Origin of the sequence: Streptomyces murinus, assembly GCF_002154555.1 — a bacterium.
Classification (GTDB): domain Bacteria; phylum Actinomycetota; class Actinomycetes; order Streptomycetales; family Streptomycetaceae; genus Streptomyces; species Streptomyces murinus.
Genome location: NZ_MUNF01000282.1, coordinates 1 through 14,154, shown reverse-complemented (window position 1 = coordinate 14,154; position 14,154 = coordinate 1). Strand labels below are relative to the sequence as shown.

The 14,154-nt window shown below is 71.0% G+C and carries 14 protein-coding genes and 1 pseudogene; 13 read left to right on the top strand and 2 right to left on the bottom strand.

Annotation, left to right across the window (positions count from 1 at the left end; translation table 11 throughout):
* The first annotated feature begins 3 nt into the window (after positions 1-3).
* Both phoR and phoP read left to right on the top strand, forming a co-directional pair.
* The gene (phoR, locus tag CCN72_RS18180) at positions 4-1,311 is read left to right on the top strand and encodes a two-component system sensor histidine kinase PhoR (RefSeq protein ID WP_086808433.1); all 1,308 of its coding nucleotides are present in this window, start codon (positions 4-6) and stop codon (positions 1,309-1,311) included.
* 5 nt (positions 1,312-1,316) lie between these two features.
* Positions 1,317-1,988, top strand: coding sequence for a two-component system response regulator PhoP (phoP, locus tag CCN72_RS18175; protein ID WP_466386957.1), 672 nt, complete (start codon positions 1,317-1,319; stop codon positions 1,986-1,988).
* Between the two features lie 137 nt (positions 1,989-2,125).
* Here the strand turns inward: phoP and CCN72_RS18170 are convergent, their stop codons facing one another.
* On the bottom strand, positions 2,126-2,842 hold the full coding sequence (locus CCN72_RS18170; protein ID WP_086808432.1) for a copper chaperone PCu(A)C domain-containing protein: 717 nt from the start codon (positions 2,840-2,842) through the stop codon (positions 2,126-2,128).
* Between the two features lie 613 nt (positions 2,843-3,455).
* Between CCN72_RS18170 and CCN72_RS18160 the strand changes: the two genes are divergently transcribed.
* The 4 genes from CCN72_RS18160 to CCN72_RS18145 all read left to right on the top strand — a co-directional run bounded on the left by CCN72_RS18160 (position 3,456) and on the right by CCN72_RS18145 (position 6,071).
* Entirely contained in the window at positions 3,456-3,938 is a 483-nt protein-coding gene (locus CCN72_RS18160; protein WP_003953493.1) for a CarD family transcriptional regulator, read from the top strand.
* 380 nt (positions 3,939-4,318) lie between these two features.
* Positions 4,319-5,092, top strand: coding sequence for a 2-C-methyl-D-erythritol 4-phosphate cytidylyltransferase (ispD, locus tag CCN72_RS18155; protein ID WP_086808431.1), 774 nt, complete (start codon positions 4,319-4,321; stop codon positions 5,090-5,092).
* Positions 5,082-5,582: a 2-C-methyl-D-erythritol 2,4-cyclodiphosphate synthase gene (gene ispF / locus CCN72_RS18150; protein WP_086808430.1), complete on the top strand. Its 501-nt coding sequence runs from the start codon at positions 5,082-5,084 to the stop codon at positions 5,580-5,582. The genes ispD and ispF overlap by 11 nt, the downstream gene beginning before the upstream one ends.
* A gap of 84 nt (positions 5,583-5,666) precedes the next feature.
* Positions 5,667-6,071 carry a PPOX class F420-dependent oxidoreductase gene (locus tag CCN72_RS18145; protein ID WP_086808429.1) on the top strand — a complete coding sequence of 135 codons (405 nt, stop codon included), beginning with the start codon at positions 5,667-5,669 and terminating at the stop codon, positions 6,069-6,071.
* Between the two features lie 72 nt (positions 6,072-6,143).
* Here CCN72_RS18145 and CCN72_RS18140 read toward each other — a convergent pair whose 3' ends face one another.
* Positions 6,144-7,463: an NsdA family TPR-like regulatory protein gene (locus CCN72_RS18140; RefSeq protein ID WP_244174302.1), complete on the bottom strand. Its 1,320-nt coding sequence runs from the start codon at positions 7,461-7,463 to the stop codon at positions 6,144-6,146.
* A gap of 165 nt (positions 7,464-7,628) precedes the next feature.
* Here CCN72_RS18140 and CCN72_RS18135 point away from each other — a divergent pair, with 165 nt between their 5' ends.
* The 7 genes and pseudogenes from CCN72_RS18135 to CCN72_RS18105 all read left to right on the top strand — a co-directional run.
* A complete protein-coding gene (locus CCN72_RS18135; protein ID WP_086808427.1) occupies positions 7,629-8,087 on the top strand; it encodes an ATP-binding protein in 459 nt (152 codons plus the stop codon).
* 80 nt (positions 8,088-8,167) lie between these two features.
* Positions 8,168-8,431 (top strand): putative ATP-grasp-modified RiPP, encoded by a 264-nt coding sequence (tgmA, locus tag CCN72_RS18130; RefSeq protein WP_086808426.1) that lies wholly within the window; start codon positions 8,168-8,170, stop codon positions 8,429-8,431.
* Positions 8,431-9,396 carry an ATP-grasp ribosomal peptide maturase gene (gene tgmB / locus CCN72_RS18125; RefSeq protein WP_086808425.1) on the top strand — a complete coding sequence of 322 codons (966 nt, stop codon included), beginning with the start codon at positions 8,431-8,433 and terminating at the stop codon, positions 9,394-9,396. The genes tgmA and tgmB overlap by 1 nt, the downstream gene beginning before the upstream one ends.
* On the top strand, positions 9,393-10,517 hold the full coding sequence (tgmC, locus tag CCN72_RS18120; protein ID WP_086808424.1) for an ATP-grasp peptide maturase system methyltransferase: 1,125 nt from the start codon (positions 9,393-9,395) through the stop codon (positions 10,515-10,517). The genes tgmB and tgmC overlap by 4 nt, the downstream gene beginning before the upstream one ends.
* A 95-nt stretch (positions 10,518-10,612) precedes the next feature.
* Positions 10,613-12,013: a cysteine--tRNA ligase gene (gene cysS, locus CCN72_RS18115; protein WP_086808423.1), complete on the top strand. Its 1,401-nt coding sequence runs from the start codon at positions 10,613-10,615 to the stop codon at positions 12,011-12,013.
* Between the two features lie 100 nt (positions 12,014-12,113).
* Positions 12,114-13,058 (top strand): 23S rRNA (guanosine(2251)-2'-O)-methyltransferase RlmB, encoded by a 945-nt coding sequence (gene rlmB, locus CCN72_RS18110; protein ID WP_037653397.1) that lies wholly within the window; start codon positions 12,114-12,116, stop codon positions 13,056-13,058.
* Positions 13,059-13,216: 158 nt separating this feature from the next.
* Positions 13,217-14,154 (top strand): annotated as a pseudogene (locus CCN72_RS18105) (hypothetical protein); the annotation flags it as partial.

The window sequence follows — 14,154 nt, the reverse complement described above, 5'->3', positions numbered from 1 at the left end:
TGCATGGACGTGAACGCGGCGGTCGCCGCAGCGGCAGCGATCGCCGGGGTGCTCACCGGTGTCATCGCCATGCTGGCGTTCCGCTGGAGCGAACGCGACCAGAAGCGACCGACCAGGACTTCCTTGCACACCGATCCCGTACTCCCGCCCGGCGTGGACACCGTTCTCTCGGTGCTCCGCTCCTCCGCAGTGGTCCTCGACGAGGCCGACGCCGTTGTCAAGGCCAGCTCCGCCGCCTACGCCCTCGGGCTGGTGCGCGGAGGCAAACTCTCCATCGAGCCCATGCTCCAGATGGCCCGCGACACCCGGCGTGACGGTGAGATACGCCAGGTCGAGCTGGATCTGCCCCGGCGCGGCAGCGGACGCGGCGAGGCCCTCGCCGTCTCCGCACGGGTCGCGCCGCTCGGCTCCCGCCTGGTCCTGCTGCTGGTCGAGGATCTGACCGAGGCCCGCCGGATCGAGGCCGTACGACGCGACTTCGTGGCGAATGTGAGCCATGAGCTGAAGACTCCGGTCGGCGCCCTCTCCCTGCTGTCCGAGGCCGTCATGGACGCCTCCGACGACCCCGAGGCCGTGGAGCGCTTCGCGGGCCGTATGCAGATCGAGGCGACCCGGCTGACCAACCTGGTGCAGGAGCTCATCGACCTGTCCCGGGTGCAGAACGACGACCCCCTGGAGGACGCCGAGTCCGTCCAGGTGGACGAGCTGGTCGCCGAGGCCGTGGACCGCTGCCGCCACCAGGCCGGCACCAAGCAGATCACCATGGCCACGAATGTGGGTGTGCCCGAAGGGCTCGATCAAAGTGGTGGCGGGCGACGGGCGGGAGGCACCGCCGACCTGCATGTCTGGGGCAACCGGGGCCAGCTGGCCGCCGCCCTCGGCAATCTGGTCGAGAACGCGGTGAACTACTCCCCGGCCCGCACCCGGGTGGGCATCGCCGCCCGCCGGGTGAGCGCCCCCGGGGGTGACATGATCGAGCTGGCCGTGACCGACCAGGGCATCGGCATCTCGGACAAGGACAAGGAGCGCATCTTCGAGCGCTTCTACCGCGTCGACCCGGCCCGCTCCCGGGCCACCGGCGGCACCGGCCTGGGTCTCGCCATCGTCAAGCACGTGGTCGCCTCGCACGGCGGGGAGGTCACGGTCTGGAGTGCCGAAGGCCAGGGCTCCACTTTCACCCTCAGGCTGCCGGAGGCGGCCGCCGCCCGCGACCGCGCGCTCCAGCACCCGGACCCCGGCCTCGACGACGAGGTCGGTCCCACCGAGTCATCCCCGTACGAACCGCTTCCCTCCCCGGAGGTCCTTCCGTGACCCGAGTGCTCGTCGTCGAGGACGAGGAGTCCTTCTCCGACGCTCTGTCCTACATGCTGCGCAAGGAGGGCTTCGAGGTCGCCGTGGCGGCCACCGGCCCCGACGGCCTCGACGAGTTCGAGCGCAACGGCGCCGACCTCGTGCTGCTCGACCTGATGCTGCCGGGCCTGCCCGGCACCGAGGTGTGCCGCCAGCTGCGCGGCCGCTCGAACGTCCCCGTGATCATGGTGACCGCGAAGGACAGCGAGATCGACAAGGTCGTCGGGCTGGAGATAGGAGCCGACGACTACGTCACCAAGCCCTTCTCCTCCCGTGAGCTGGTCGCCCGCATCCGCGCGGTGCTGCGCCGCCGCGGCGAGCCGGAGGAGGTCACCCCGGCCGCGCTGGAGGCCGGTCCGGTCCGTATGGACGTCGACCGGCACGTGGTGACGGTCGGCGGCGCCAAGGTCGACCTCCCGCTCAAGGAGTTCGACCTGCTGGAGATGCTGCTGCGCAACGCCGGCCGGGTGCTGACCCGGATGCAGCTGATCGACCGGGTCTGGGGCGCCGACTACGTGGGCGACACCAAGACCCTGGACGTCCACGTCAAGCGCCTGCGCGCCAAGATCGAGCCGGACCCGGGCGCCCCGCGCTACCTGGTGACGGTGCGCGGCCTGGGCTACAAGTTCGAGCCGTAAACCGAAGGCCCGCGGACGACAGCGCGCGAAGGGCGGCACCCTCTCGGGGGTGCCGCCCTTCGCGCTGTTGTCCGCGCGTCCCTACGACCGCTCAGCGGCCGGTCGTACGATCGCTCGGCGGTCGGTCGTACGACCGCTCAGTGACCCGCGCCGGCCGACTGCGAGGCCGAGTCGCTCGGGGTCGCGTCGGTGCCCGTGGTGCCGGTGGTACCCGTGGTGCCCGCGCCGGCCGTGGTGCCCGTGCTCGCGCTCGACGAGGGGTTCGCCCCGTCGTGCTTGCCCGGCTTGGCGCTGCCGGAGGCGTTGGCGCCGGCGGCCGGGGAGCCGGTGGGGGCGGACGGCACCTGGGTGGGGCCCCACTTGTCGAAGTAGCTGGTGGCCGGGACCACGAAGGCGCGCAGGCTCACCGCGCCGGCCTTGCTGAAGGTGAAGGTGACCGGCTGGGCGTTGCCGTCCTGCACGCTCTGGTGGCCGCCGGGGATCTCGGCGGAGGCGTTGTTCGGGCCGCCCAGGATCAGGGAGCCGTGCGCCGGGACGGTCAGGCTGCCGCCCTTGGCCGGGGTCAGCTTCACGGTGTCGCTGGTGCCCGGGATGCTGATCGACTGAAGGGTCTCGTTGTCGTCGCCCGTGTTGAACAGCGTCGCGGAGACCACGGCCGGGCCGGTCGCCTTCGGGTCCGGCTGGGTGATGACCAGGGCGTTCTGGACCTTGATGTCGCCGACGCTGGTCGCCGCGTTGTCCGGCTTGACCTCAAGGGTCTGGGAGTCGTTGCCGGCGCCGCAGGCGGCGAGCGAGGCGATCGAGAAGGCAATGGCAGAAGCGGCGAGGGCGCCGCGTCGAAGGCTGCTGCTCACGGCGGCGGCAACTCCTAACGCAGGGGCGGCTTCCTTGTAAAGCCACCCTAAGTGTCTGTCAGCGGCTTCAGGTTACCGAGCCGTTCCCGCGTGATCGCACCCGACCCTCCCCCTGGCGCCGGGCTTCCCGCCAGTGGGGGTACGCGGCCGTGACAACCCCTCACGCGTCTCAGCAGTCACAACGGTCTCTTCGGCCACTTTGCCGAGAGCGCGGTACGCCATTCGCATAACCGCGCGCAAAATTTCCGTGAAGGAATGTACGGCCGCCCCGAAATTGATCAACGGATCACCCGTCTGGCCGTCACTGATCAATTTTGGAAACGGCCCACATGGGCCCGCGGCCTCCGAACGGAGTAGCGGAAGTCGTACGCTGGGAACCGGACAAATCGGGATGTTCATCCACTTGGGGAGGGTGCGTGAGGTGTGTGACGTACGCGTTTCGCCTCGTCCGGACAGCCCCTCCCACCTGCGAATACCCGCTTCCGGAGGGCCTTCGCAGCACGTTCCGGTTGCTGTTGTCAAGCCCCGAGATATGCCCTGACCTGCGAAAACGCCATTCAGAAGACGTCGTATCCGTGTTACCCTGGATAGCCACGGAAGGGGTACCTGTCACATGACGTTCAAGGTTGGCGACACCGTGGTCTATCCCCATCACGGGGCCGCGCTGATCGAGGCTATCGAAACTCGCCAGATCAAAGGCGTGGACAAGACCTACTTGGTGCTGAAGGTCGCCCAGGGTGACCTCACGGTGCGTGTGCCAGCGGACAATGCGGAGTTCGTCGGTGTGCGTGATGTGGTCGGTCAGGACGGACTGGACCGGGTCTTCGAGGTGCTGCGCGCGCCGTACGCCGAGGAGCCCACGAACTGGTCCCGTCGCTACAAGGCAAACCTGGAGAAGCTCGCCTCCGGCGATGTCATCAAGGTCGCGGAAGTCGTGCGTGACCTGTGGCGTCGCGAGCGTGAGCGCGGACTGTCCGCCGGTGAGAAGCGCATGCTCGCCAAGGCCCGCCAGATCCTGGTGAGCGAGCTGGCTCTCGCGGAGAACACGAACGAGGACAAGGCCGAGGCCCTGCTCGACGAGGTGCTCGCCTCCTGACGTGCCCGTGCCGTGGGCGGCGAACCCCGGTCAACGGCTGATGTTCTGATCGGTCCTGCCCCTCGCCCCCACTCCCCGCACGCTCACACAGTGCTCTCGCACATTCTCAGCCACATTCGCAGCACAGCGAAAATGCCGCGGTGCCCGATGACACTCGATTCTGTCGCCGGGCGCTGCGGCATGTCCGTCCCCGCGGCGCCGTCTGTGGCGTACCCCCCGGAAAGCCCCTGAAAACGGAAGCGGGCCCCCGATACTCGATGTGCCGGGCCGGGTCGCACGGCTCGACCAGGGTCACGGAAAGGGTCCGGTCAAGGCGTCGCGCCCGGCACTCCTGAAGGCCATACCCACCTAGGTCGAGCACACAAACCTGACAGGAACCGATGTCTGACGAATCGCGTCCCTCGCCCGCCGGGCCGCCCTCCGCGCCCGCGGGGGCCCCCGTCGCCGCCGTCATTCCCGCCGCCGGCCGCGGCGTACGGCTCGGACCGGGCGCGCCCAAGGCGCTGCGGGCGCTGAACGGCACACCGATGCTCATCCACGCGGTCCACTCGCTGGCCGCGTCCCGCCATGTCTCCCTCGTCGTCGTGGTCGCCCCGGCGGACGGCCCCACCGAGGTGAAGTCGCTGCTCGACGCGCATGCGCTGCCCGAGCGCACCGACTTCGTGGTGGTGCCCGGCGGTGAGAGCCGCCAGGAGTCGGTGGCGCTCGGCCTCGCGGCCGTACCGCCCGAGTACGGCGTCGTCCTCGTCCATGACGCGGCCCGCCCGCTGGTCCCGGTCGACACCGTCGACGCGGTGATCGAGGCCGTACGCGCCGGCGCCCCGGCGGTCGTCCCCGCGCTGCCGCTGGCCGACACCGTCAAGGAGGTCGAGCCGGCCACCGAGCCCGGCGCGCCCGAGCCGGTCGTGGCCACGCCGGAGCGGGCCCGGCTGCGGGCCGTGCAGACGCCGCAGGGGTTCGACCGGGCGACGCTGGTGCGCGCGCACGAGACCGTGACCGAGGACGTCACCGACGACGCGAGCATGGTGGAGCAGCTCGGCCTGCCCGTGGTGACGGTTCCCGGCCACGAGGAGGCGTTCAAGGTGACCCGCCCGCTGGACCTGGTCCTCGCCGAGGCGGTCCTGGCCCGCAGGAGGCTCAACGATGGCTACTGAGGCTGCTGGCATGGTGCTGCCCCAGGTCGGCATCGGCACCGACATCCACGCCTTCGAGGAGGGCCGCGAGCTGTGGTGCGCCGGCCTGAAGTGGGAGGGCGAGGGGCCGGGCCTGGCCGGGCACTCCGACGCGGACGTGGTCGCGCACGCCGCCTGCAACGCGCTGTTCTCCGCGGCCGGGCTCGGTGACCTCGGGCAGCACTTCGGCACCGGGCGGCCCGAGTGGTCCGGCGCGTCGGGGGTCACGCTGCTCACCGAGGCCGCGCGGATCGTGCGCGCGGCGGGCTTCCTGATCGGCAATGTCGCCGTGCAGGTGATCGGCCCCCGCCCGAAGATCGGCAAGCGGCGCGACGAGGCCCAGAAGATCCTCTCCGAGGCGGCCGGCGCGCCGGTGTCGGTCTCCGGCGCGACGACGGACGGCCTCGGCTTCCCGGGGCGCGACGAGGGGCTGATGGCGGTGGCGACGGCGCTGGTGGTGCGGGCGGCCTGAACCCGGCGGCGTCCTGGTGCGGGTGAGCCGAGGGCGTGCGAGGGTACCCGGAGAGTCACCGTCCGCGCCCTTTCGGAGGTACCCATGTCCGCCGCCCTGTCCGACCGGCTCAAGTCCCTGCTCGACGGCAAGGTGTTCATCGTCGTCGGCACCGTCCAGCCCGACGGCAGCCCGCAGATGTCCCCGGTCTGGGTGAAACGCGACGGCGAGCACCTCCTCTTCTCCACCACGGTCGACCGCCGCAAGAAGCTGAACCTCGACCGCGACCCGCGCGTCACCGTCGTCGTCATGAACCCCGACCAGCCCTACGAGTACGCCGAGATCCGCGGCACCGCCGAACTGACCACCACCGGCGGCCAGTCCCTCATCGACGACCTGAGCCTGAAGTACACGGGCAAGAAGTACGCCGAGTTCAACCCGGAATCCGCCCAGGACGCGGAACGGGTCGTCGTCCGGATCACCCCGCGCAAGGTGGTCGGGCGGCTCTGAGGTCTTCACCCTCGTCCGTCGGACACGAGACGGCGCCCTCCTTCCGGGTGGAAGGAGGGCGCCGCCCGCCGGTCAGGCTGCCGTTTTCTGCCGGGCCACGTCGCGGGCCCGCGCGTCCAGTGCGCGTACGACCGGCAGCGATCCGTACGGCTGGATGGACGTTTGCAGGGTGGTGAAGTGCTCGTCACCCCGCGCACTACTGACGCCGGCGTAGTCGTCGAGGAACGTGTGCCACTCCCGGCATGCCTCCTCCACGTGCCTCATCTCCATGAGCCGGGTGGCAAGGAGACCGGTTGCGTGCACGCGGCCCTGCCGCTCGCCGGGAGGCCGTGCCTTGTTGGACCGGCGCAGGGCTTTGACCGACCCGGGCCGGTCTCCGAGTTCCCACAGGACGTGGGCGACGTGGAACTCGTAGGCGGCGCGATCGTATCCGCCGATGCGGTCGTTGCGGCCGTCGGCCTGCGAGAGCGCCTCTTCGGTTTCCCGGAGGCGGTCGAACGCCTGCCGCTGGTCGCCGACCATGGCCGCTCCGTGTGCCTGCTGGCCGCGCAGGAACGCCACCAGGCGCGGCCCTGAGGCCGGGGCGGCTTCCGCGGCCGAGTCGGCGAGTTCGAGGGCCTTCGGGCCGTGACCCAGGTTCGAAGCCTGCAACGCCATACCGCGCAGGGTGCGGCAGTACGTCACATGGTCCTCGGCGGCGCCGGCGAGCTTCAGCGCCGTCACGTAGTACCGCTGGCCGACGCCATGCTGGCGCTCGTACATGGCCATCCACCCGGTGAGGTACGTGAGGTCCGAGGCCGCGGCCCGCATCGCGCGCTTCACCTCGTGCGTTCCGTCCGCACGCAGATAAGGCCCCACGGTATTGACGAGGAATGCCGCTGCCATGGGACGGGCATGGCCACCCCCGAGATCGTCGAGGATGTCCGCGATCCGCTCCGTCATCCGCTTCACGGTCTCCACGTCGGACCGGCCGATACGGGTGGTGGGACCGGCCGATACATGATCTGTCCGGCCTGCGATGTCGTCGTAACGGGGGATTGCCAGTGCCGCCGAGTACAGGCCCGCGCCGAGCACGGCGCGCCGGGATGGGTCCATGTCCGCCCTTCCGAGGTCGACGATTCCCGACCACATGGCCGGGGGCTCGGCGGTGTCGCTGTCCCAGCCGAGTTCCGCCGACGTTACGGGCCGCGCGAGCAGACGTGAGAGCGCTTCGGCGACGGCAGGGCGCGCTTCTCTCTTCGGCCGGTGCCCTTTCAACCACTGCGAGACGGCCGTTTTGGTGTAGGTCAGGCTGAGGCCGAGTTCGGTGCCGGCGGCATTGACTCGGCGTGCCAGCTGGTCGTTCTGGATGTTCCCCTCTCGCATCAGCGCCGCCAGGACGTCGTTCGGCATGAGTGACTGTCGTCCCATCGTGACCCCCGAGCGTGTGCAACCTGTGCAACTCACCGTCCACTGTGCTCGCTTACCCATGGTCGCGCACAGGTGTTGAGTGATTACCGGCCGCTCGGCGCTCACTCCCGGAGGGCCGGGCGGGCAGAAGACGACGAAGAGGCGACGATGACCACGACGGCTCGCTCCACACCATCTGTCCTGCGGCCTCTGACGGGGCCCGTACCCGGCTACGCGCAGACGTTGCCTCTTCGCCCCTCGTCGGTGGCGGTGGCGCGGACGAGCGTCCGTACCACGCTGGCGTGTTGGGGTCTCGTGGGCATGACGGACGACGTCGTGCTGGTCGTCTCGGAACTCGTGACGAACGCGGTGCGACACGCTCGCCCGGCCTGCGCGCCGCCGGAGGGGCCGGGCAACTGCCGTCTGACGCTGGAGCGTCCCGGGCCAGGAACGGTGTGGGTGTCGGTCGCGGACCCGTCGGGGCGACGGCTCGTACGCCGGGAGTCCGCCGACGGCGCGGAGTCCGGTCGTGGGCTGGCGGTGGTGGACGAACTGGCGGCCCGTTGGCTGGTGCGGCCGTCCCGCACCGGTAAGACGGTCTGGGCCGAGCTACTGGCCGATGCGTGAGGGGACGGCGTCGTCACTGATCATCCCGAACCCCCGGCGGTGGGGGTCATCGCCGGACCATTCGAGAAACGAGGAGACTCATGCAGCCCACAGCATCACCGGATCAGGCCAAGCCCTGGGGACTCGGACGCATGCGGCCCTACCCTGCGGCGGCGGTCCTTCCCGCCGCCCGGCCGATTCTCGACCCGCGCACGCAAGTTCCCGCCTGGGTCGCCCCTGACGGGACGCCCCTGGCTGTGGAGGCCAGGCACAAGCGGTCGGAGACGTCGCAGGAGACGAGCACGAAGACCAGCCTGGACGGCACTCCTGACCAGGGCAGCGACCAGAGCGGGGACACCGACTGATGGCCCCGGGTGGGCCGCCTGTCCTCGTCGTCACGCGTCTGGACGACGCCACCGCGGACGGCGTGATCAGCGAACTGAACCTGCGCCGCGTTCCGGTGGTCCGCCTGGACCCCGGCGACTTCCCCACCGAGATCCTCCTGTCGAGCACCTTCGACGGCACCGGACCCCGTGGCACTCTCGCCACTGCCTCCCGCACCCTCGACACGGGGAACGTCCGCTCGGTGTACTGGCGGCGGCCCACCCCCTACACCGCCGACCGTGCCATGGACGACCTGGCGGCACGATGGGGCGTCGAAGAGGCCCGCTACGGACTCGGCGGCATCCTCGCCGCCCTTCCCGGTGCCCACTACCTGAACCACCCATGGCGCAACCGGGACGCCGAGTACAAACCGGCGCAACTGGCCACCGCCGCCGTTTGCGGCTTCACCGTGCCACCCACGCTCATCACCAACGACCCCGACCGTGCCCGCGCCTTCACCGCCGAACACGAGCCTGTGATCTACAAGCCGCTCCGGGAGACCGAGTACACCGACAGCACCGGCCGCGCACTGACGGTCTGGATCGACGACGTCACCCCCAGCCAGATCGACCAGCGGGTACGTCACACCGCCCACCTCTTCCAGCGGCGCGTCGGCAAGACCGCCGACATCCGTCTGACCGCTGTCGGTGACCACCTCTCCGCCGTCCGTATCAGCGGCTCGTCCGGGATCGACTGGCGTCGCCATTATGACCAGCTCACCTACACCGCCGTACCGGTCCCGCCCGAGATCGCCGAGAGCGTCCGCGCCTACCTCGGTGCCTTCGGGCTCGTCTTCGGAGCCTTCGACTTCGGCCTGGACCACGACGGCCGGTGGCATTGGTACGAGTGCAACCCGAACGGCCAATGGGCCTGGTTCCCCGACCGCATCACCGCCCCCATCACCCGCGCCATCGCCGACCGCCTACAGCACGGAGCTCCCGCATGACCGACTCCGACGACCTGCGCCGCCGACTCGCGGCCGCTGTCCCCGTGGGCGACCCGGCATGGCGCACCGCCCTGGAAAGCGTGCCCCGCGAACTCTTCGTCGGCGGCGGCCTGTTCCGCTTCGACGGCCGTCACTGGACGCCCCTCCACCGCGACCGGACCGACCCCGCCGAGTGGCTGCGCCTCGTCCACCAGGACACCACCTGGGTGACCCAGGTCGACGGCATCGCCGCCGCCGACGCCACCGGCCCGGTCACCGGGCGCCCCACCTCGTCCAGCACGCTGCCCTCCCTGATCGTGCGCATGCTCGACCTCGCGCGCATCGGCGACGGCGACAAGGTGCTGGAGATCGGCACCGGGACCGGTTACTCCACCGCCATCCTGTGCGCTCGCCTCGGCGACGAGAACGTGTACTCCATCGAGTACGACCCTCACCTTGCGGCCGCGGCGGCCGATCGCCTGCACGCGGCCGGCCACCAGCCCACCCTCCTCACCGGTGACGGCCTCGCCGGACACCGGGACGGCGCCGAGTACGACCACATCGTGGCCACCTGCGCCGTGCGCCACATCCCCCCGGCCTGGCTCCACCAGGTACGAGACGGCGGCACCGTCACCGCCGCCGTCGGCGGGTGGCTGCCGGCTTCCGGACTCGTCCGTCTCACCGTCCACGACGACGGAACGGCCACCGGGCGTTTCCACACCGACCAGATCAGCTACATGCTCGCCCGCCCCCATGAACGACCGCCTCGCCCCACGTTCCACAGGAACCCCGGCCGCACTCGCTCCACCCGTGTGAAGCCCGCACTCCTGGAGGACTGGACCGGGCAGTTCCTGGCCCAGCTGGCCGCGCCGTCCGCCGAACTCATGACCACCGGCACGGACGTGATCCTGGTGGACGTCGCCACCGGATCCCAGGCATGGACCGAGCCCGCGGGGGAGGGGTGGGCCGTGCACCAGCATGGTCCCCTCCGGCTGTGGGACCAGGTGGAAGGCGCCCTCACCACCTGGCGGAGCGCGGGCTCACCCACGCTGTCCGACTTCGGCATGACGGTGGAGGAGAACGGCACCCAACGGGTCTGGCTCGGCAGCCCCGAAGGGCCGTCCTGGAGCCTGCCCGTCTGAGACCCGCGTACGGCGGCGCCGCCTTTCACAGCCTGGAGCGGGACAAACAGGGGAAGGGGCGTGAGGCACTGGGTCGCGCCCACTACTCTGGAGTGGTGACTATTCGCCTGTACGACACCAGCGCCCGGCAGATTCGTGACTTCGACCCGGTCAAGCCGGGCTGTGTCTCGATCTACCTGTGTGGTGCCACCGTGCAGGCGGCCCCGCACATCGGGCACATCCGCTCGGGCCTCAACTTCGACATCATGCGCCGCTGGTTCGAGTACCGCGGCTACGAGGTGACGTTCGTCCGGAACGTCACCGACATCGACGACAAGATCATCACCAAGGCCCGGGAACAGGGCCGCCCGTGGTGGTCCATCGGCTACGAGAACGAGCGGGCGTTCAACGACGGCTACACCGCCCTCGGCTGCCTCCCCCCGACCTACGAGCCCCGCGCCACCGGCCATGTCACCGAGATGGTCGAGATGATGCGCACCCTCATCGAGCGCGGCCACGCCTACGAGGCCGACGGCAGCGTCTACTTCGACGTCCGCTCCTGGCCCGACTACCTGGAGCTGTCCAAGCAGGACCTGGACGAGATGCGCCAGCCCGCCGAGGAGGGCATCACCGGCAAGCGCGACCCCCGCGACTTCGCCATGTGGAAGGCCACCAAGCCGGGCGAGCCCGACTGGGAGACCCCCTGGGGCCGCGGCCGCCCCGGCTGGCACCTGGAGTGCTCGGCGATGGCCCACAAGTACCTGGGCTCCGCCTTCGACGTGCACGGCGGCGGCCTGGACCTGATCTTCCCGCATCACGAGAACGAGATCGCGCAGGCCAAGGCCTTCGGCGACGAGTTCGCCCGGTACTGGGTGCACAACGCCTGGGTCACCATGAGCGGCGAGAAGATGTCCAAGTCGCTGGGCAACAGCGTGCTGGTCTCCGAGATGGTCAAGAACTGGCGCCCCATCGTGCTCCGCTACTACCTGGGCACCCCGCACTACCGCTCGACCATCGAGTACAGCGAGGAGGCCCTGCGCGAGGCCGAGGCCGCCTTCGGCCGGATCGAGGGCTTCCTGCAGCGCGTGACCGAGCTGGCAGGCAAGAGCGTCGAGCCCGCCGCCGAGGTCCCGCCCGCCTTCGCCGAGGCGATGGACGACGACCTGGGCGTCCCCGGCGCCCTCGCCGTGGTGCACACCACCGTCCGCCAGGGCAACAGCGCGCTCGCCGCCGACGACAAGGACGCCGCGGTCGCCCGCTCCGCCGAGGTCCGCGCCATGCTCGGCGTCCTGGGCCTGGACCCGCTGGACGAGCAGTGGGCCGGCGCGTCCGAGGAGAGCGAGGATCTGCACGGGGTCGTCGACAGCCTCGTACGGCTCGTCCTCGACCAGCGCGAGTCCGCCCGGGCCCGTAAGGACTGGGCCACCGCCGACGCCATCCGCGACCAGCTCGCCCAGGCCGGCCTGGCCATCGAGGACAGCCCGCAGGGCCCGCGCTGGACCCTGAGCGCGCGGTAGCCCACCGCGGGCGCCCCTTGATCGATTGTGCCGCCCGGCCCCCCGGGCGGCACACTGCATAAGACGTACGTACGAACAAAGCTCACGGAACAGGTGACTCATGGCCGCGAACAACCGCCGCATGTCCGGCAAGAAGGGCGCGCAGGTCGGCAGTGGCGGCCAGCGGCGCCGGGGCCTGGAGGGCAAGGGCCCGACCCCGCCCGCCGAGATGCGCAAGGGGCACGTCAAGCAGCGCGCCGCCGCCGCGAAGGTCCGCCGCGCGCAGGGCGGCCGCCCGCAGCCGCGCCGGGGCGGCGGCAAGTCGGCGTCCGAGCTGGTCGTCGGCCGTAACCCGGTGGTCGAGGCGCTGCGCGAGGGCGTCCCCGCGTCGACCCTCTATGTGCAGCAGTTCATCGACAACGACGAGCGCGTCCGCGAGGCCCTCCAGCTCGCCGCCGAGCGCGGTGGCATCAACCTCATGGAGGCGCCGCGCCCCGAGCTGGACCGTATGACCAACGGCCTGAACCACCAGGGTCTGGTCCTCCAGGTCCCGCCGTACGAGTACGCGCACCCCGAGGACCTGCTCGACGCCGCCGCCGACGAGGGCGCGGACCCGCTGGTCGTCGCGCTCGACGGGGTCACCGACCCGCGCAACCTCGGCGCGGTCGTCCGCTCGGTCTCCGCGTTCGGCGGCCATGGCGTGGTCGTGCCCGAGCGCCGCTCGGCCGGTATGACCGCCGGTGCCTGGAAGACCTCCGCCGGTGCGGCCGCCCGTACCCCGGTCGCCCGTGCCACCAACCTCACCCGCGTCCTGGAGCAGTACAAGAAGGCGGGCGTCGCGGTCGTCGGCCTGGCCGCGGACGGCGAGGCCGAGCTGGGCGAGCTGGCGGCCCTGTCGGGTCCGGTCGTGATCGTGGTCGGCAGCGAGGGCAAGGGCCTGTCCCGGCTCGTCGGCGAGACCTGCGACTACCGCGTCCGCATCCCGATGCCGGGCGGCACCGAGTCCCTCAACGCCGGTGTGGCCGCGGGCATCGTGCTCTACGAGGCCGCCCGCAGGCGGAGCTGAGCCGTCGCGACGACGCGCCGACGGGACTGAACACCCGTCCGGAACTTCACCCTTACGCGGGAATTCCGGCGTCCATATGGCGTTCGACACTGCTTTGACGGGGCCCGGACACATCCGGCCGGTCAAAGCAGTGTCCTATCCCCACGTCACTCGGTTAGATGAGTGTGGACACCAGAACACCCCGCACACCCACGGGGGACCGCTCGTCGGGATTCGACGACGCTCCCGCGCTGAGCATGGTGAAGGTGCCGAGCGACCCGGCGCAGATCATCGTCAACCACGCCAGCTTCCGCGTGCAGCTGGGCGGGAAGGCCGGGCGCACCCGGTCCGCCCGGATCGCCCGCCATCTCAGCGCCGCCCAGGACACCGCCCGGATGCCCGTCGCGGGCCAGGCGGCCCGGGCCGGCGCCGGCCGTCGCCGTCCGGTCGTGTGGAGCGGCCGCTCCGCGCCCGACGACACCGGCGCCCACCGGCTCCTCCAGGCCGTGCGGGGCAGCATCGTCCGCCATGCCGAGGAGCCGCCCGACACCGGCGCCACCCGCGTCATCCCGCGCGTCGGCACCACCGGCTACGACGAGACGTACGACGCGCTGGACCAGACCGTCGAGACCCCCGTCGTCGGCCATCAGCGCACCTCCGCCGACGACGGCGGCACCCGCCTCCTGCCGCACATGCGCAGCGGCTCGTACGACCAACCGCCGTACCCGCGACCGGACTTCGGCCGCCAGGACGGGCAGGACGAGTACGACGAGTACGGCGACGAGCCCACCGAGTCGTTCCCGCCGTACGCCGCCGACGACGAGGACGACCTCGACGCCCCGCGCCCCGCCCGGCGCGGCGCCGACGACCTGGGCCGGCACGCCTACTACCCCGGCCGCCGGATGAACCTCGGCGTGGTGCTGCTCCCGCTGCGCATCTTCCTGGGCTTCATCTCGATCTACGCCGGCATGGGCAAGCTGTGCGACCCCGTCTACTTCGACGGCGGCAAGCGCGGCTCCATGGTCACCTGGCTCAACACCCTGCACCCGTGGGAGGTCGCCGAGCCGCTGCGCCAGTTCGCGCTGCACCACCCGGTCGGCTCGGCGACCTCCCACGG

Bases quoted from the DNA above. Each gene is read 5' to 3' on its own strand.
- phoR (WP_086808433.1), top strand. From the start codon at position 4: ATGGACGTGAACGCGGCGGTCGCCGCAGCGGCAGCGATCGCCGGGGTG.
- CCN72_RS18160 (WP_003953493.1), top strand. From the start codon at position 3,456: ATGACGTTCAAGGTTGGCGACACCGTGGTCTATCCCCATCACGGGGCC.
- ispD (WP_086808431.1), top strand. From the start codon at position 4,319: ATGTCTGACGAATCGCGTCCCTCGCCCGCCGGGCCGCCCTCCGCGCCC.
- ispF (WP_086808430.1), top strand. From the start codon at position 5,082: ATGGCTACTGAGGCTGCTGGCATGGTGCTGCCCCAGGTCGGCATCGGC.
- CCN72_RS18145 (WP_086808429.1), top strand. From the start codon at position 5,667: ATGTCCGCCGCCCTGTCCGACCGGCTCAAGTCCCTGCTCGACGGCAAG.
- CCN72_RS18140 (WP_244174302.1), bottom strand. From the start codon at position 7,463: ATGCCGAACGACGTCCTGGCGGCGCTGATGCGAGAGGGGAACATCCAG.
- CCN72_RS18135 (WP_086808427.1), top strand. From the start codon at position 7,629: ATGACCACGACGGCTCGCTCCACACCATCTGTCCTGCGGCCTCTGACG.
- tgmA (WP_086808426.1), top strand. From the start codon at position 8,168: ATGCAGCCCACAGCATCACCGGATCAGGCCAAGCCCTGGGGACTCGGA.
- tgmB (WP_086808425.1), top strand. From the start codon at position 8,431: ATGGCCCCGGGTGGGCCGCCTGTCCTCGTCGTCACGCGTCTGGACGAC.
- tgmC (WP_086808424.1), top strand. From the start codon at position 9,393: ATGACCGACTCCGACGACCTGCGCCGCCGACTCGCGGCCGCTGTCCCC.
- rlmB (WP_037653397.1), top strand. From the start codon at position 12,114: ATGGCCGCGAACAACCGCCGCATGTCCGGCAAGAAGGGCGCGCAGGTC.